5 protein-coding genes are annotated in these 19,543 nt (G+C 62.5%); 3 read left to right on the top strand and 2 right to left on the bottom strand.

Annotated features, from left to right (window positions below):
- Positions 1–16: 16 nt before the first annotated feature.
- Together C8D82_RS07210 and C8D82_RS07205 are read right to left on the bottom strand one after the other, a co-directional pair.
- Positions 17–5,269, bottom strand: a complete 5,253-nt coding sequence (locus C8D82_RS07210; RefSeq protein ID WP_116883597.1) for a beta strand repeat-containing protein — start codon at positions 5,267–5,269, stop codon at positions 17–19.
- A complete protein-coding gene (locus tag C8D82_RS07205; RefSeq protein ID WP_116883596.1) occupies positions 5,233–15,219 on the bottom strand; it encodes a DUF4347 domain-containing protein in 9,987 nt (3,328 codons plus the stop codon). Before C8D82_RS07205 ends, C8D82_RS07210 begins: the two co-directional genes overlap by 37 nt.
- 506 nt (positions 15,220–15,725) lie before the next feature.
- On the opposite strand from C8D82_RS07205, the gene C8D82_RS07200 reads away from it, so the two are divergent.
- The 3 genes from C8D82_RS07200 to C8D82_RS07190 are packed head-to-tail and all read left to right on the top strand — an operon-like array spanning position 15,726 to position 19,541.
- Positions 15,726–17,363, top strand: coding sequence for a TolC family protein (locus C8D82_RS07200; RefSeq protein WP_116883595.1), 1,638 nt, complete (start codon positions 15,726–15,728; stop codon positions 17,361–17,363).
- The gene (locus C8D82_RS07195; protein ID WP_116883594.1) at positions 17,360–18,157 is read left to right on the top strand and encodes an efflux RND transporter periplasmic adaptor subunit; all 798 of its coding nucleotides are present in this window, start codon (positions 17,360–17,362) and stop codon (positions 18,155–18,157) included. Before C8D82_RS07200 ends, C8D82_RS07195 begins: the two co-directional genes overlap by 4 nt.
- Complete coding sequence (locus C8D82_RS07190) at positions 18,144–19,541, top strand: efflux RND transporter periplasmic adaptor subunit (RefSeq protein WP_116883593.1); 1,398 nt, start codon at positions 18,144–18,146, stop codon at positions 19,539–19,541. Before C8D82_RS07195 ends, C8D82_RS07190 begins: the two co-directional genes overlap by 14 nt.
- The last annotated feature ends 2 nt before the right edge of the window (positions 19,542–19,543 follow it).

The following is a 19,543-nucleotide window of genomic DNA, read 5'->3' as shown; positions in this document are numbered from 1 at the left end:
CCGGGTGATCCGAGGATCAGTGACCGATGACCGGGTTGGCGAAATGCCCCGGAGCGGCGAATTTCGACGGCAGGTGCACCATCTGTTCCAGGGACCGGTTGAAGTGATCCTGGAACAGCTCATGCCTGACCGGCAGAAGTTCACTGGTTTCGAGTTCGGCCGGCCATTCGCTTGAGTTGTGTTCGAAAAGCCGCAGCGCGTCGCTCAGTTCGGTCTGATGGACGGCCGGTTTGAATCGGACTGTGAATTCGCCGTCCGGCACGCGCCGCAGGTCGATTCTGGAGACGTAGACCAGGCAGCCGCGCGCATCCTCGAAAGTCTGTGTGAATCCCTTGTGATTTGAATGATCCTTGAGGATATTCCAGGGGAGTTCCGGGTCGACCGGCGGCGGCACCGGCGGCTGTATCGACGGGGCGATCGAATAGGCGCCCGCCCAGTAATGGACTCCGTCGCCGTCGTTGACCTGGCGCTGGTCTGCGCCGACCACGATTTCCGGAGCATCGGCGGAGCTTCCGGCGAATTCCAGCCAGCCTTTGGTTGTCCGGAAGAACATCGCATCGATCGAGGTGCCGTCCGAACTGCGCGTATAGCCGGTCTGCACGCCGTACGCCGCTGCGTCCGAGGTGCTCAGGATCGCGATGGTTTCCGTCCGCCCGGCTCCGGGATTCACCCGCAGCGCGACATCGTCGCCGAAGGAGTTCCGGTAGGTCGCCGCGATGTTTCCGGTCCAGTTCCGGCTGCTGAAGCTGCCGTAGATGTTGTTGAATCCATCCAGCGTGCCGCCGTTGTACTGCACATCGTTGGCGAGACCGTCGCCGTAGATGATGTTGTTGAGCAAATAGGCTTCGCCGCCGGAGAGCTCGAAACCCGTTCCGGAGGTGGCTCCCGCGCTGCGGTCGGCCGCGACCGTCACGTTGACGAGCCGGGTGACGCCGCCACTCTGGAACACTCCGCCGCCGTTGCCGGTCGCGGTGTTGAAGCCGATGGTCGAGTTGACCGCGCCGAACTCCCCGCCCGCGATGGAAACGCCGCCGCCATTCGCTGCGGCATTGCGCGATACGGTGGTTTCGTGGATCAGGAGTTCGCCGCCGGCGACATGGAGGCCGCCGCCCGCGCCGCCGGCCCGGTTGCCGTCGATCTGGGTACGGGTGATGTACGAATAGCCCTGATCGGCGGAATAGACGCCGCCGCCGTCGGCAGTGGCGATATTGCCGTTGATGAAGGCATCTTCCGCCGTGAACCGGCCGGAACTCCCGATATAGACGCCGCCGCCGCTGGCGGCCTGATTCCGGTTGACTGCCGCATCATGCTTCAACGTGACCTGTGCGCCGTCGACGACGGCGATGCCGCCGCCGTTGGCCGCGCTGTTCAACGTGATGCTGCCGTAAACCGTCACCACGGCGGGGCCGGTGGCATAGAGTCCGCCTCCGTATCCGTTGTCGGCCCGGTTGCCGGTGATGGAAATCCGGTCTACAGTTGTTCCGGTTGCGGTCCAGACGCCGCCGCCGTTTCCGCTGGTCGCGGTGTTGTCGCTGATACTGCCGGAGACGAGGTTCAGGGTGGTCCCGGCTGCCGCGTAGATACCGCCGCCATTAGAGAAAGCGGTATTGTTCGTGATGCTGCCGCCGTTTACCGCCAGAACGGAAGAACCGGCAAGGTAAATGCCGCCGCCATTCGCCGCAGTATTGAGGTCGATGTTTCCACCCTCGTCGATGGTGATCAGCGCACTGCCGGAGGCGTAGACTCCGCCGCCGTTAACCGCACTGTTTCCGGTTACAGTAAAGCCGGTTGCGAGTGCGATGTCGGTTGCGGTCCAGATGCCGCCACCGTCGCTGGTGGCTGTATTATTGCTGATGCTGCCGGAGGTCAGCGTCAGGGTTGACCCGGCTTCTGCGTAGACGCCTGCGCCGTTGGCTGCACTGTTGGCGCTGATCGTGGAGCCATTCAGCATCTCAAGTGAAGTGCCATTGGTAAGATAAATGCCACCGCCATTGCTGCTCGCTGTGTTACCACTGATGGTCGCGCCGTTCAATGTAACCTTTGCATTGCCGGAGGCGTAGACTCCGCCGCCGTTAACCGCGCTGTTTCCGGTTACAGTAAAGCCGGTTGCGAGCGCGATGTCGGTTGCGGTCCAGATGCCGCCGCCGTCGCCGGTGGCAGTATTATTGCTGATGCTGCCGGAGTTCAGTGCCAGCGTGGACCCGGCTTCAGCGTAGACGCCTGCACCGTTGGCCGCACTGTTGGCGCTGATCGTGGAGCCATTCAGCATCTCGAGTGAAGTGCCGTTGGCAAGATAAATGCCACCGCCATCGACAGTTGCGGTGTTGCTGCTGATAGCTGCGCCGTTCAATGTAACCTTTGCATTGCCGGAGGCGTAGACTCCGCCGCCGTTAACCGCGCTGTTTCCGGTTACAGTAAAGCCGGTTGCGAGCGCGATGTCGGTTGCGGTCCAGATGCCGCCGCCGTCGCCGGTGGCAGTATTATTGCTGATGCTGCCGGAGTTCAGCATCAGGATAGACCCGGCTTCAGCGTAGACGCCTGCGCCGTTCAGGGCGCTGTTGGTGCTGACGGTGGAATTATTCAGCATCTCGAGTGAAGTGCCGTTGGCAAGATAAATGCCACCGCCATCGGCAGTTGCGGTGTTGCTGCTGATAGCTGCGCCGTTCAAGGTGACTTTGGCTGTACCGGAGGCGTAGACTCCGCCGCCGTTAACCGCGCTGTTTCCGGTTACAGTAAAGCCGGTTGCGAGCGCAATGTCGGTTGCGCTCCAGATGCCGCCGCCGTCGCCGGTCGCGGTATTGCCGGAGATGTTGCCGGAGGTCAGCGTCAGAATCGAACCGGAATCGGCATACACGCCACCACCGTGGACCGCGGCGTTGCTGTAGATGTTGCCGCTGTTCAACATTTCAAACGCGGCTCCAGCCGTCAGGTATACACCGCCACCGTTGCCGGTCGCGATATTGGAATAGATTCTGCCGCTGTCAACAGTTACCTTGCCCGGACCGGCTGCGTATACTCCCGCTCCGTTGACGGACCGGTTTTCCGTGACCGTGAAATCAGGACTGATCACTGCGATTCCGGAAGTCCACAAACCGCCGCCGTTGCCGGTCGCGGTATTGTTGCCGATGCTGCCGGAGGTCAGCGTCAGGGTTGATTCTGCTTCGGCATAAACGCCTGCGCCGTTCAGGGCGCTGTTAGTGTTGACGGTGGAACTATTCTGCATTTCGAGCGCGGTGCCGGTGGCGAGGTAAATGCCGCCACCGTTGGCTGTTGCGGTGTTGTCGTTGAGGGATGCGCCGTTCAGGGTGACTTTGGCAGTACCGGAGGCATAGATGCCGCCGCCGTTTCCGGCAATGTTGCCGGAGACGGTGATACCGGTCGCCAGTGTCATATCCGCTGCTGTCCAGATGCCACCGCCGTCACCGGTTGCGGTGTTGTTGCTGATGCTACCGGAGGTCAGCGTCAGGGTGGATCCTGCTTCGGCATAAACGCCTGCGCCGTTAACTGCACTGTTGGTGCTGATTGTGGAACCATTCAGCATCTCGAGTGAAGTACCGTTTGCGAGGTAAAGACCTCCGCCGCTGGCAGTTGCGGTGTTTCCGCTGAGGGCTGCACCGTTCAGGGTGACTTTGGCAGTACCGGAGGCATAGATGCCGCCGCCGTTTCCGGCAATGTTGCCGGAGACGGTGATACCGGTCGCCAGTGTCGTATCCGCTGCAGTCCAGATACCGCCGCCATTGCCGGTTGCGGTGTTGTTGCTGATGTTACCGGAGGTCAGCGTCAGGGTGGATCCTGCTTCGGCATAAACGCCTGCACCGTTAGCTGCACTGTTGGTACTGATCGTGGAGCCATTCAGCATTTCGAGTGAAGTACCGTTCTCGAGGTAAAGACCTCCGCCACTGGTGGTTGTGGTGTTGCCGCTGATAGCCGCGCCGTTCAGGGTGACCTTGGCAGTACCGGAAGCGTAGATACCGCCACCGTTGGCCGCAGTGTTGCCGGTGACGGTGAAATCTGCCGCCAGTGTCATATCCGCAGCAGTCCAGATGCCGCCGCCGTCGCCGGTTGCGGTATTGTTGCCGACGCTGCCGGAGGTCAGCGTCAGGGTGGACCCGGCTTCGGCATAAACGCCTGCGCCGTTCAGGGCGCTGTTGGTGCTGACGGTGGAACTATTCAGCATTTCGAGCGCGGTGCCGGTGGCGAGGTAAAGACCTCCGCCACTGGTGGTTGTGGTGTTGCCGCTGATAGCCGCGCCGTTCAGGGTGACCTTGGCAGTACCGGAAGCGTAGATGCCGCCACCGTTTCCGGCTGTGTTGCCGGTGACGGTGAAATCTGCCGCCAGTGTCACATCCGCTACTGTCCAGATACCGCCACCATCGCCGGTTGCGGTATTGTTGCTGATGCTGCCGGAAGTCAGCGTCAGGGTGGATCCTGCTTCGGCATAAACGCCTGCGCCGTTAGCTGCACTGTTGGTGCTGACGGTGGAATTATTCAGCATCTCAAGTGAAGTACCGTTCGCGAGGTAAAGAGCTCCGCCGCTGTAAGTTGCGGTGTTTCTGTTGAGTGTTCCGCCGTTCAGGATGACTCTAGCGCTGTCGGAGGCGTATACGCCGCCACCGTTTCCGGCAGTGTTGCCGGTGACGGTGAAACCGGTCGCCAGTGTCGTATCCGCTGCAGTCCAGATGCCGCCGCCATTGCCGGTTGCGGTGTTGTTGCTGATGTTACCGGAGGTCAGCGTCAGGGTTGATCCTGCTTCGGCATAAACGCCTGCGCCGTTCAGGGCGCTGTTAGTGTTGACGGTGGAACTATTCTGCATTTCGAGCGCGGTGCCGGTGGCAAGGTAAATGCCGCCACCGTTGGCTGTTGCGGTGTTGTCGTTGAGGGATGCGCCGTTCAGGGTGACTTTGGCAGTACCGGAGGCATAGATGCCGCCACCGTTTCCGGCAGGGTTGCCGGTGACGGTGAAATCTGCCGCCAGTGTCATATCCGCAGCAGTCCAGATGCCGCCGCCATTGCCGGTTGCGGTGTTGTTGCTGATGCTTCCCGAGGTCAGGTTCAAAGTCGAATCGGCGGAAGCGTAGACACCGCCGCCATCGACTGCGGTGTTGTAAGTGATGACCGATGCATTGAGCATCCGCAGGGAAGCGCCGGCTGTCAGCGCCACGCCGCCGCCGGACTTCGCGGAGTTGGCCTCCGCCACGCTTCCGCCGATTACCGCACCGTCAAGTGTGATGGTTACACCGGAACCGGCGGCGTAGATGCCGCCTCCCAAACCGTTGGCCGCGCTGTTCGAAGTGATCGTGATATTGTTCCGATGGTCAGCGATTCCGCGGTCCAGATGCCGCCGCCGTCGCCGGTGGTTGCAGTGTTACCCGCTATCGACACGGTTCCGAACGTCACAACAGACCCGGCGGAAATATGGAGGCCGCCGCCGTTGGCCGCACTGTTGCCGCGAACGGCCGTGTCGGTGCCGTCGACCGTCAGCACGGCGAGGCTCGAAACGTAGATGCCGCCGCCGCTGCCGGAAGCAACGTTGTCGTAAATCTGTACGTCTCCGGTTATGGTCGCGGTTCCGACACCGACCGTGTTGGCATGTACATACAAGCCCGCGCCGTGGTTCGAAGCCGTATTTTCATAAATTTTCGTCTCACCGCTCAGCGTGAGGGCGCCTCCGTTGCAGCCGTAGGTGCCGTCGCGTCCGGCGTTCACGAAAACACCGCCGCCGTCCACTGCGCTGTTTTGGTAGATCAGGACGCCGTCAAGGGTTACCACGCTGTTCCGGCAGGCGAAGACGCCGCCGCCGTTGATTGCGCTGTTTCCATAGATGGAGGCTTCGGAATTCGTGATCGACAGCGCACTGTCAAGCACGTAAATACCGCCGCCGCCGATCGGATCGCCGTCCGTCAGGGTCGCTTCGGATACGTTGTCGTAGATTTCAAGCCCCTTGACGCCGTCGATGATCAGGCTGCCCTGATTGTTGATGTTGATGCCGCCGCCGCGCCCCTGGGAATTGTTGTTCGCCTTGGCGACGTTGGAGTAAATCTTCACATTGTCGCCGAAACTCAGGTTCCCGTTGTCGTTGATGTAGATGCCGCCGCCGCCCGCCGCCGTGTTGTGGTGGATTTTCGTATCGGAGACGGTGAATGCGCCCATATTCTTCCCGACCAGAATGCCGCCGCCCATGCCGGAAGCATGGCTGTTGACGTTGTTCGAGATTTCAGCGTCGGCGATCGTGCCGGAACCGGCTTCGAGCAGCAGCGCGGCACCCCACTGGTGTCCGCCGCCGTTGGTGTTGCCGTCGATCACGATATGATCGCCGGTGTTGCCGCCGACAGTGAGGACGCCGCCGTAGGTTTTGATTGCGCTGCCGTTATTGGCGACGTTGTTCGACAGGGTCGTCGTGCCGGAGATCGTGACCGATCCGCTCTTGAGCAGGAGCGCGCCGCCGCCGGTTTCCGCCGTGCTGCCGGCGGTGTTCGCGACCGTATTGCCGTCGATATGGGAGGCTCCCGTGATCGTCACGGCGCCGCCGGCGACGATGATGCCGCCGCCGCCGCTGGTGGAGCCGCTCACGGAGTTATGGGAGACGCTCGTATCGGTGAGGTTGACCTCCGCGCCGTTGCCGACGTAGATGCCGCCGCCCTGGTAGGCGGCCGAGTTGCGGTCGATGAAGCCGCCAGCAACCGTCACGGTCGAATCCGCGTTGTCGGCGAAGATGCCGCCGCCCCGGTTGGTCGCGGTGTTGTACGAAATCGTCGCTCCGGCGGTCATTGCGAGCTTTGCGCCGGAGACGAGCGCCACGCCGCCGCCGTTCACCGCCGAGTTTCCGTTCCCCGCGCTGCCGCCGACGGTCGCGCCGTTCAGGGTGACCGCCGCAGTGGCTCCGGTTGCGTAAATGCCGCCGCCGCTGCTGTTGGAGGCGGTATTCAAATAGACGCTGACGCCGCTGCCCAGCGTCAGGGAGCGGGCGGTCCAGATGCCGCCGCCGTTGCCGCTGGTCGCCGTGTTGTGGTGGATCGAACCGGAAGCCAGCGACACCGCGCCGCCGTCGGCGTAAAGACCGCCGCCGTGGGTCGCCGCGGTGTTGTAGCTGATCACCGCATTGTTGACCATTTCAAGCTTCGCACCGGAGGCCAGCGCCACGCCGCCACCGTTCAAGGCGGTGTTGGCATTTGCGGCGCTGCCGCCGATGGTCGCGCCGTTCAGGGTGACCGTCGCCGAAGAACCGGTCGCATAGATGCCGCCGCCGTTTCCTTTGGCCGCGCTGTTCCGGGCGACCGAGAAATTCGCGTCGAGCGAGAAGGAGGCCGCACTCCAGATGCCGCCGCCCGAACCGCCGGCTGCGGTGTTGTCGGAGACGCGACCGGAGGTTAAGACAAGGCCGGTGCCGGATGCCGCGTAAATGCCGCCGCCGTCAGTCGTTGCGGTATTGTGGGAGATCACCGCTCCATTGATCATGGCCAGCTTCGCGGAAGAGGCCAGCGCCACACCGCCGCCATTCAGCGCGGTATTCGCATTCGCCGCGCTGCCGCCGATGATCGCGCCGTCGAGCGTCAGCGATGCACCGGTGCCGGAAGCGAAAATACCGCCGCCGTTGCCCTTGAGCGCGCTGTTCGAGATCACCGCGAAGTTGTCGTCGAGCGTCAACGCCGCTCCGGTCCAGATGCCGCCGCCGTTTCCGGTCAGCGCCGAATTGCCGGAGAGCGTTCCGGCGGACAAGGTGACGTTGCCGTTGGCGGCGATATAGATGCCGCCGCCGTGGCCGCCCGCCGTGTTGTCCCGGATTTTCACGTCGGCGCTGTTGACGACCAGAATCCCCCGCCCCGCGACGTAGATGCCGCCGCCGTTCCGGGAGGTGCCGCCGGTGGTATTGTTGTCGTGGATATCCGTCTGGTCCGTAATGGTCAGCGAAGTCAGGTAGGTGGCGCTGCCGCCGAGATAGACGCCCGCCCCGTTGTTGGCGGTATTGCCGTAGATCTCCGTGGTTCCGCCCAGCTTTACCGCAGGACCGCCGGCCAGCGCTCCGCTGCGGCCGCCTGCGATGTAAATGCCGCCGCCGTTGCTGGTTGCGGTGTTGTCGTGGATTTTCGCATCGTGGATTTCCACATTGCAGGTGCGGTCGATCGCGATGCCGCCGCCGAGCGGTCCCTGGTTGTTGTAGATGGAAACGCCGGAACCGGCTGCAATCGTGAGATCCGAATCGATCAGATAGATGCCGCCGCCGCTGCCGTACAGGCTGCACCGTGCGATATTATTGTAGATTTCGACGTTTTTGCCGGTGATGGTCAGCGTGGACTCGTTGTTCGCGTTGATGCCGCCGCCGCGTCCGTAGCCGAACGCAAGCGCTTTCGCCTCATTGTCATGGACTTTGACATTGTCGCCGATCGTGAGCCGGTTTTTATTGATGTAGACGCCGCCGCTGCCCGCCGCGCTGTTGTTGCTGATCACGGAGTCGGAGATGGTCGCTCCCTTCGAACCCGCGCCGATCAGGAAACCGCCGCCGAGGCCGTTGTTGTGATAGTTGTGGTTGTTGTCGAGCGTCACGTTTTTCAGGTCCGCGATTCCCTGGATCAGGGTGATTGCGGCGCCCATCTGGGAGCCGCCTTCGGCGACTTGGTTCTGATTGTGGTTCCCGCTGATCACGACGCTGTCGGTACCGCTGCCGCCGATGAACAGGCCGCCGCCCGCGCCGTCGTCGTCGCACTGGACCTTGATCGCGCTGCCGTGGCCGGCTTCGTTGTTATTGATCTGCGTGGTGCCGGTGATGAACAGCTTGCCCCGCTGCAGCAGGATGCCTCCGCCGCCGCAATGGATGCCGGAAGCCTTGCCGGTTCCAACTGTGACGACATTGCTGTTGATCTCCGACGCACCGGTGATGGTGACTTCGCCGCCGGTGCCGTTCAGCCCGATCATGATGCCGCCGCCGCCGGCTCCGTCCTTGTTGGAGAGGGCGGTCACCGTGTTATGATTGACCTTCACATCGGTCAGGGTTACCTTGGAACCGCCGGCGATGTATACGCCGCCGCCGCCCGGACCGCCGGAACCCAGATTCGTGGCGAGAGTCACCGCGTTGCGGGAGACGGTCGCTCCGGTCACGTTCGCATTCGCGCCGCTGCCGATGTAGATGCCGCCTCCGTAACGGGTGGCCGTATTGTAGCCGATGTTGCTCGCGCCGGTCGCGGTGATTGTGCTGGCGCTGTTCGCTCCGACCGCGACGCCGCCGCCGCAGGTTGCGGTGTTGTAGGTGACCAGACCGCCGGTCAGGGTCAGGTTCGCCCCGTTGTTCAGGAAGACGCCGCCGCCGTAAGTGGCGGTGTTCGCATCGGCGGCGCCGGTTCCGCCGACCACGCCGCCGTTCACCGTCACGGTGACGGAAGCGCCGTCTGCGTAGATGCCGCCGCCGTTGGCCGCGCTGTTGTTCCGCACCGCCGCGCCGCCGCCCAGCGTGAACGAGGTCGCCGCGTAGATGCCGCCGCCGTTGCCGGTGGCCGCATTGTTGGTCACCCGGCCGGAGGTCAGGGTCAGGCCGGTTCCGGCGGAAGCGTAAATGCCGCCGCCGTCGGTTGCTGTGTTATGGGAAATCACGGCGCTGTTCAGCAGAGTCAGCGCGGCAGTATCGGCCAGGGCGACGCCGCCGCCGAATTTCGCGCTGTTCGCGGTTGCAGCCGCGCCGCCGATCAGCGCGCCGTCCAGGGTGATCGCTGCTGAACCGCTGCCGTAGATCGCGCCGCCGTAGCCGGCCAGCGCGGCGTTGTTGGCCAGCGTCAGGGCCGAATCGATCGTCACCGAGGTCGCGGTCCAGATGCCGCCGCCGTTGCCGCCGTTGGCCGCGTTGTTGCTGACGCTGCCGGAGGTGAGCGTCAGGGTGGTTCCCGCCGCCGCATGGATGCCGCCGCCGTCGGAGGAGGCCGTGTTATAGCTGATCACAGCATTGTTGACCATCGCCAGCTTTGCTCCCGCCGCCAGCGCGACGCCGCCGCCGTACTTCGCACTGTTGCCGAGGCCGACGTTGTTGACTGCGTCGAAACCGCCGATCGTGACTCCGTCCAGCGTTACGACCGCCGCCGCGCCGGTCGCGTAGATCGCGCCGCCGCTTGCTCCGGCGTTGTTGCCGTTGAATACCGCGGCGCCGGAGACCGTAAAGGCGCGCGCCGAGTAGATGGCTCCGCCGTCCGATCCGGCGGTGTTGTCGGTGAAGGTCATGCCGGTCAGGGTTTTCTCAGCCTCACCGGAGGCTGCGACGTCGAAATAGATCGCGCCGCCGTTCCGGGAAGCGGCATTGTCGGTGAAGGTGTAGACCGCGCCGCCGCCCAGTGTCAGCACACCGGTGGTCTGCAGGTAGATCGCGCCGCCGTCGGTCGCCTCGTTGCCGGTGAAGACGGTGTTTGCGCCATCGGCGAAGATGAGTTCGCCGCAGGTCATGATTCTGGTGGTGGTGAGGTTGCTGTTGAGGTGTTTGTACTCGTTCCACGATACGAAAATGGCTCCGCCCCGGCCGGTTTTGGCGGATATGGCCAGGTTGTTCGTGAAGGTATTTTCGCCGCTCAGCGTCAGCTTGCCGGCGGAGGCACAGTCGGAGACGCTTCCGCCTGTACCGAGACCGATCGCGCCGCCGTCGGCGGCAAGGGAGGTATTTTCGGTGATGACGCCGGTGGAGGTGTTGCGCATCAGGGCGACGGCGCGGTTGCCGTCGAAGACGCTCTCCGATACAATCACATTACCCTGGCCGGTGAACTGGTCGTGCCGCCAGCCGACGTAGAGCGCGCCGCCGAACTGGGCGGAGTTATCCACGAATTCACAGTGATCGATGTAGCTCGGCCCAAAGTAGTTGGACCAGATGAACACCGCACCGCCGTACGCCTCGTAGGAGGTGCTGGCCGAGGTTTTGTAGACGCTGTTGCCTTCAAACCGGACGTACCGGGCGTCCAGCACTCCCTGCTGGATTTCGATCGCGCCGCCGCCGGTTCGGACGCTGTTGTTGCCGAGGACGTAGTTCCCCTTGAACAGGATGTAATTGCCGGCTTCGCCGTGAATCGTCACATTGCTGTACGAATGGATCGCTCCGGCGAAGTTCTCCGCGTAGTTTTCGATAAAGGCGGTGTTGCTGTTGGTGATGGTCAGCACGGTGCTGCGGTCGCAGAAGAAAGCGCCGCCCACGCTGTAGTCGCTGGGATCGTCGGGCGCGCCATTTCGGGTGAAAAGCACTTCGCCGGTTCCGGTGATCGTCGTGGAGGTGCTCACCGCCATGTAGACCGCGCCGCCGCCGTTGCGCCCCTTGGCGATGTTGCCGTCGAAGACGATCGAATCGGCGTCTGCGGCGTCGATCTTCAGCGAACCGCCGGCGAGGTAGATCGCGCCGCCGTCGCCGCCGGTGGAGTAGACCGCCGTATCGATGTTGGTTCCGAAGATGGTGCGTCGGATGGTGTCGACCCGGGTCGAGGCGTCGGCTGTTGCCAGATTGTCCCGGAAGGTGACTTTTCCGCTCAGGTTCACCCCGCTTCCGGCGAAGACCGCGCCGCCGCCGTAGCCGTAGCCGGTCCCGGCGGCGACGTTGCCCTCAAAGAGCACGTCGCCGTCGCGGATGGTCAGGCTCCCGGCGGAGAAGATCGCGCCGCCGCTGCCGCCCCAGTTGTAGATGGCGTATCCGTACCGGTCCGTGCCGGTCTGCACCTGCGCTCCGGCATGGGCCTTGTTGCCGATGAACTGCACGTTGCCGGTGACGGTCATCGCCCCCTTGTGGTAGACCGCGCCGCCGCCGGTGTCGGTGCCGGTTCCTTTGGCGATATTGCCGGTGAAAACCAGTCCGCTGCCCGAACCGGCCAGCGACACGGTTCCGGCGCTGCTGTAGATGCCGCCTCCGCTGATCGAAGCGGTGTTGCCGGAGAAAGTGCCCGGCCCCGTGATCGCCAGCGCGCCGGAGACCATATAAATGCCGCCGCCGTATTGGGCCGTGTTGCTGTTGATGTTGAAGCCGTCCGCCAGCGTCAGGCCGAGTCCGGACGCCACATGGATGCCGCCGCCGTTTCCGGTTGCGGCGTTATGGCTGATCACGCTGGTGTCGTCGATGCTCAGCACCGTCGCGGAGGCCAACGCGATGCCGCCGCCGTCCCGCGCGATGTTTCCCTTGCCCGCCGCGCCGCCGAGCGTCACGCCGTCCAGCACCAGCGTCAATTTCGGGCCGGACGCATAAATGCCGCCTCCGGAACCGGTTGCGGAATTACTGTGGATGGAGCTGGTGCTGTCCGAGGTGATCGTACTCGTGTAAGAGGAGAAGGTCGAGGTGGTCACCACCGCGACGCCGCCGCCGGACGAGGCGGAGTTGTGGCTGATCACCGAACCGTTCACCATATTCAGGCCTGCTCCGCTGGTCAGGTACACGCCGCCGCCGGTAACCGCGCTGTTCGCGTCCGCAACGCTGCCGCCGAGCGTGGCGCCGTCGAGTGTGACCACGGCTGCCGAACCCGTTGCGAAAATCACGCCGCCGTTGGTCGCGCTGTTGCCGCTGAAGGTGCTCTCTTTGACCGTCATCGCTTTATTGGTGTAGATTGCGCCGCCGCCGTAGGACGCGGAGGCGCCGTTGGCGCGGTTCTGCGTGAAGGTCGAATCGACGAGGATGAACTCCCGCGCGGAGGTGTGGTAGATCGCTCCGCCGCTGTTGGCTGCGGTGTTCCCGGTGAAGGTGCTGCCGGTCACCGAAACTTCGCCGTAGCCCTTGTAGGAGCCGTAGGAGCTGATCGCGCCGCCGTAGTTCGCGCTGTTTCCGGTGAAAGTGCTGTCGATCACCTCGGCCTTGCCCCAGTTCTGGCTGGCGCTCCAGTAGCCGACGCCGATTGCGCCGCCGTAACTGGTTGCGGTGTTTTCGGTAAAGATGCACTCCGTGATCTTCAGGTAAGCGCCGTGGAGCAGGACCGCCCCGCCGACGCCGCCGTTGGAAACGGAGTTTTGCGTAAAAGTGACGTTTTCAATCGAGGAGACCAGCTGCGGATCGGCGTTGCGCTGGGTCACGTAGATCGCGCCGCCGCCGTTGCTGCCGAAGGTGACTCCGACAATCTGGTTCTGGTGGAACAGCGCTTTGCTGGCCGCGGTGATCGTGATGACCCCCTGCGTGTAGATCGCGCCGCCGTAGTTGTTGGCCTGATTGCCGATGAACTTGATGTTGGGCGCGTCGATGTAAAGCACGGAGCCGGGCTGCCCGGAGATCGCGCCGCCGTCGGCATCGGCCGCCGTGACCGACTTGTTTCCCTGGAACAGGATGTCGCTGCCGGTGATGGTCAGGTTGCCGGCGAAGAAGATCGCGCCGCCGAGCCCGTTCTTGTGCCGGAAGGCTTCGTTGTTCAGGAACCGGGTCGAATCGCCGCTGATCAGGATGGTGTCCGCGGCGCTTCCCGAATAGACCGCGCCGCCGTAACCCATGCCCCGGTTGCCGGAGATGACCGTGCCGGTGCCGGAGATGGTCAGCGTCGCTCCGCCGCTGATGTTGATCGCGCCGCCTTCTCCGCCGGTTTCGGGGGCGGCTCCCGCCTGGTTGTCGCGGAATACCGTATTGTCGCCGGAGATGGTCAGCGAGGAGGAGGCCCCGGCGATTGCGATCGCGCCGCCGCCTCCGGCCCGGTTGCCGGTAAAGCCCGTGCCGTTCCCCTGCACATCGATGCCTCCGGCGGAATAGATCGCGCCGCCGCGCCCGGTCGCATAGTTGCCGCTGTAGTCGCCTCCGGAGATGACCAGCGTGCTTCCGGCGGCGGCGTTGACCGCTCCGCCGTTCCCGGCGGCATACCCGTTGTGCATGGTGATGCCGGTCAGGGTGACGGCCGTATTGGCCCCGACGTTCATGATCCGGGCGCCTCCGTTTCCCGCCGCGACGGTGCCGTCCGCTTCGTAGACGGTGCCGCCGTCCAGCGTGAGGCTGCTGACGGTCACGGTGAGGTTCGCGCCTATGTTGAACATGGTTCCGCCGGCGGCTCCGGTCCAGGTCAGGGTGTAATTGCCGCCGTCGATATCGACGTCCGCCGAAACCGTGATGGTGGTATCGATGTCGAAATCATTTGCGATCGTGATGCTGCCGGCGCCGCCGGTCAGGGCAGTCTGCAGCTCCGTCTGGTTGGAAACCGCGACCAGAGAATGGCCGTAATCGCCGACGCTGATGTTCACGGATTCGATCGGGCCGGCCGTATATTCGAGATCCCAGTCGCCGCCGATTCCGGTGGAGTCGACCGAAGCGGCGACATCCGCGCCGGTGATGTCGGCCAACTGGTAGACCAGCGCCTTGCCCGCATCGTTTTCGGCGAGATTGCAGCTGTAGAGCAGCAGGTCGCCGTTTTCGGTGATATGCTCTCCGATGGCGGCGAATGCGTCGCGGTTCTCCGCGACGTAGTCGGAGTCGATCACTTCGCCGTTCAAATAGAGGTAACCGGCGTTGCCGTGGGAGAAAATCCGGATTGCGTCATACTGATCGTCGGCGTTGTCGAGAAATTCGTTGATCTGGTCGAGCGCGCTTCTGTCGCCGTCGAGGTAAAGGACGTCGGTGTTGTCGCCGAATTCGGCGGCGATCTTGTCCGCATCCTTGACTTCGGAGCCGATGATCACCAGTTCACGGCGGCCGCTCTCCGACTCCTGCTCCGTTTCGGGGGCGAACCGGACCTGTTCTTCGCCGTCGTCCTGTTCGGCGGAGAAATCCTCCATCAGGGCGGCAAATTCGTCGGAATAGCTTTCGGAGCCGGGGTTGAGCACATCGACTTCGGCGTTTTCACCGAGATGGGCCTGAAGCCCGTCCCGGAAATCGGAGTCCGCTTCGGCGGCGGAGACGATCACGGCCCGGTCGACGGTGCGTCCGTCCAGCGCCTCCGCGATCCTGTCGAGGACTTCCGCGCCGGTCTCGTCGCCGTCGAACCGGATTACGATCACATTGTCGCCGGCCTGTTCCGCGAGCTGGTCCGCACCCTCCGCGTCGCCGAAGATCAGAATCAGTTCGGTGTCGCCGGATTGTTCGGCATCGGGGCCGTCCTGTGCCGGACCGGCCGCCCCCGGGCAGGAGGCGGCGGAGGAGGAATCCGCATTGTTGTCCGGGCCGGGGCCGGCTGCCGCCGCATACTTTTCGGCTTCGCTCTGTTCGGCGCCTTCGGTTTGCTCTGCATTGTCGGTTTGATTCTGCGCCTCGTCGGCGTATGCGGCTTCGACGGCCGCAGCGGCCTCGAATAAAACGCGGTCTTCCAAGCGATAGATCATGATTGTACTCCGGGTTATTTGAAATGGATTAAAATGTATGTATATAAGAGACGGTTCGCTCCGAAACCGCAGATTTTCCCTGTGCCGGACTGATACGGGCTCGCCGGCAAGGGGGCTTACAGAATCACAAATACAACGAAATGGGTAAAAATCAACCTTGAATGTGCAAAATATATGTAAAATAAGCTGTATGATCTTATATTTTTTCTTCACATATCATGTATAATGTAAAGATGAATATGAAAATATAGCACTGCATCGAGTAAAAGGCAAGTTTTGGAGGAATGGTGTTTTAATTTTTTTAGCTCCTTTATATTAAGAATGTTAAGTGAGAAATAGAAGATTAATCTTCCATTGAAAATAAAAAAATATGGCAAAAAAATAGAAAGGGAAGTTATTTTTACATAAAGATCGCTTATATTTCAAAATATAACCACTATTGCATTCTTGAGATTTATTATCAACCAACAAAGAAAAAATAAACACAAAAAGTAAGGAATACCAGGATGAATAAACGCAATTGTACGGTCTGTCTGTCGGCGGTCATGCTCGGCATGTTTCTGGAAGGGTGCATGACGGCGGATGATTACCGTACCGAACGCGCGGAATATACCGTGAAACATTTTGAAAAAGCCCAGCTCCGGGAGTTGGAACAGGGAAAGGTGTACAACCTGACCGACTGCATCCGGATCGCATTGGAGCACAACCTCGACCTGAAGGTCTTCCAGCTCGAAGAGGCTGTCGCCCGTGAAAACCGGACCGCCGAGATGCTCGGCATGCTGCCCGAACTCAACTTCAACAACACCCTGACCGACCGCGACAATACTCCCGGCTCCAGCAGCCGGAAGATCAAGGACGACGGTATGACTTACGGCGCCAGCACCAGCCAGGACCGGACGATCAACTACTTCAATGTCGATCTCGCGCTCAGCGTGCTCGACTTCGGCCTGGCGTGGTTCAACACCCAGCAGGCGAACGACCGCCACCTGATGCGCGAATACTATACCGAACGAGCCGCGCAGAACCTGACGCTCGACGTGGTCCGCGCCTATTTCCAGGTCGCGGCGGCCCAGCGTTCGATCCGGATCACCACCGATCTGCTCGAACAGTGCCGTCACCGCTACGACCTGATCGAGAAGCTGGCCGACGCCCAGATCATCACCCCGTTCCGCGCCTATGACGAGACCCGCCGCTTCGTGGAGATGGAAAAACGGCTGACCAACTACGTCCGCAGCTACGAAAACGCCTGCGTGGAGCTGCGTTCGCTGCTGGGCTACTATCCCAATGCGAACATCAAGGTCGACGATGCGCTGCTTGAAAAGCTGCCGGAGATCGAACTGCCGGAGATCACCACGATGGAACAGATCGCGATGCTGCAGCGGCCCGAACTCTATGAGAGCGACATCAACAAGCACATCAACGTGATCGAGTGCCGCAAGACCATTCTGATGATGTTCCCGAACGTGCGGATCTTCCTCGACTTCACCAACAGCAACAACTCCTTCCTCTACCACCAGAGCTGGTGGGAGATCGGCATCCGCGCCGCCTACAACCTGCTGAAAACTCCGCAGATGATCTACCGTTACCGCGCCTATTCGGCCCAGGTCGACAGCCAGGAGATGCACACCTACGCCAAGGCGATCGGCATCATGGCGCAGGTCCGCATGGCCCACGCCAACATCCTTGAAAGCAAGGAGCGGTTCGAGATCAACGAGCGCGTCTACCGGATCTACAACCGGAATTTGAACAACTCCCTTCGGAACCAGAAGGTCACCGGCGCGCTCTCCCAGCTGGAGCTCGACCACATCCGCCTGGCCACCGCCGAGACCGAAGTGGACAGCATCTTCGCCCGCAGCAACTATTACATCGCCTACTACCGCATGCTGAACGTGCTCGGCGTGCGCAACCTCGGCACCGAGGAAGTCACTTCGCTGAAGGCGGAGATCGACGCGGCCAGAATCCGCGCCGAGAAAGAGCTGGCCGAACAGAAAGAGGAAGCCCTGCGTGAAGCGGAGAAGATCAATCTGCAGACGGAGGCCGCGCAAGCCGAACTGGAGCGGGAATCCGAAGCCGCCGAGCTGATTGCGCCGGAAGAGAATCCGGCGGAAGCTGCTCCGGCCGTTCCGGTCCCGGCCGAGCCATGAGAAAGCGGTTTCGCATCCTGCCGGCGGCGCTCTGCCTGGCGGCGCTCTGGCCGGCTCTTGCCGCCGATGACGCATACCGGGCGTTGCCGGTGAAGGCCGTGCTGTTCCCGATGCGTGAAGCGGTGCTTTCCAGCCGCATCGACGGAGTCATCATCCGGTACCGGTTCGCGCCGGGGGAGCGGTTCAAGGAGGGGGAGCCGCTGCTTGAACTGGACCGGCAGGAGCGGGAAAACCAGTTCAAGCGCGCCGCCGCCGCCCTGAAAGAGGGCAGGGGAAACCTTGATTTCGCCCGGAAGCAGCTCGAAGATTTCTCCGTTCTCTTCAAGGAGTCGCTGCAGAGCGAACTGGAGGTGAAGCGCAAGGAGCTGGAGCTGCAGATCGCCGAATCCCGGTTCGACACGGCGGAGGCCGAGCGCGACAATGCCGCGCTCCAGTTGACGTACTGCACGTTGAAGGCTCCGTTCGCGGGCCGGGTGGAAAAGATTCTGACCCGGGAATTCGAAACGGTCCGCAACGGCCAGCCGATCCTGAGCATCATCGACGACAACCGGCTGCTGGCGGTCCTGCACCTGCCCTCGGCGGACCTGCCGAAGATCGGGCTGGGGGACCCGGTGCGGCTCCGGATCAATGAGACCGGCACCGTCGCCTCCGGCGTCGTCCACGAAATCGCGGCACGGGCCGACCATCGCAGTGAAACCTTTGAAATCAAGGCGCTGATCGACAACGCCGATCATATATTGACGGCGGGCATGTCGGGCGTCCTGCAGGAGATCAGCAAAGATGCCGGAGAATAACATTCAGCGGGAAAACCTCGAACTGAAAGCGCGGCTTCAGGCGATGGGGGGAATCCTGCGGCTCAGCCATGACGCCGTGCTTCAGCCGGACCTGAAATCGCTGGCGGTTCATATCGTCAACAATTCGCGTCCGCTGGTGCAGTACGTGCGCTCCTGCCTGGTTGCCGCCGACGGCGCCGCGCCCCGGATTCTGGCGGAGATGAGCCAGGTGGAGGTCAACAGTCATTCGGAGTATGCGAACAATATCAGGCTGATCGCTTCGGTGTTGAAAATCGAAGCTCCGCAGGAGATTTCAGCGGCCGATATCGACCGGCTCGCGCCGTCGGAAGCGGCGCGGCGGGCCTTTCAGGCGGTGCTGGGCGAACGGCGGCGGCTCTATGTGGTGCCGCTCTCCTCTCCGCGCATCCCCGGCTCGAAAGCCCATCCCTATTTGTGGATCATGGAGTTCAACGGGGCGGTGCCGCCGCATGTGAAGACCTCGACCGGGCTGCTGGCGGATGAGTACGGCAGCGCGCTGTGGAGTTTCACCGCCGGCGGCGGAAGGCCGTGGAAGCGAAAGCGGCTGCTGCGTCCCCGGAACATCCTGCTCGGCTTGCTGCTGCTGTTCCTCGTTGCGCTGTTCACGGTCAGCGTGGACAACAACATCGCGGCGGAATTCGTGCTGAAGCCGAAAACGACATTCAGCGCCTATTCGAAGTTCGACTCCGTGGTCCGCAAGTGTCATGTCAAGGACGGTTCGAAAGTCGAGGCCGGGACGGTGATCCTGGAGTACGACACCGAACGCATGCAGTTCCAGCTCGCCGCCGCGGAAGCGGCTTTCCGCACGGCGGATGCGGAATACGAGCAGGAGTCCAAGGCCGCGTTCACCGATCCGGAAAAGCTCGCCCGCGCCAAGCTGCTCGCGCTGCGCCGGGAACAGGCCGCGGTCGCGATCGGGGAGGCGAAATGGTTCATCGAGAACAGCGTAGTACGCGCTCCGATCACCGGAATGCTCGCGCTCGCCGACGGCAGCGCCGACAAGCTCACCGGCCGCGCGTTGCGCGCCGGCGACAAGGAATTCGACATCTTCGGCTCCGACGGCGTCGCCGCCGAAATCATGGTGCCGGAAAAGGATTCGGCGATCCTGGAGCAGTCGCCCTCGTCGACTTTGTTTCTGCACACCAGCCCGGAGCTGCCGATCGTGGGGAAAATCCTGTCGATCCGGCGTTACCCGGAGCTGACCGAACAGAATTTTTACAGCTACAACATCCGGGCGGAACTGGCGGGCGAGCGGCTGCCGGAGCTGCAGGTGGGCATGCGCGGCATCGCCCGGCTCAGCGGCGGGCGGGTCAAGCTCGGCTACTATCTCTTCCGCAGCCTTGTGCTGTGGTGGCGGGGAGTCTGAGC

Source organism: Victivallis vadensis, assembly GCF_003096415.1.
Taxonomy (GTDB): Bacteria; Verrucomicrobiota; Lentisphaeria; order Victivallales; family Victivallaceae; genus Victivallis; species Victivallis vadensis.
The sequence above is the reverse complement of the archived record's forward strand: the minus strand, read 5'-3'. Positions and strand labels throughout refer to the sequence as shown.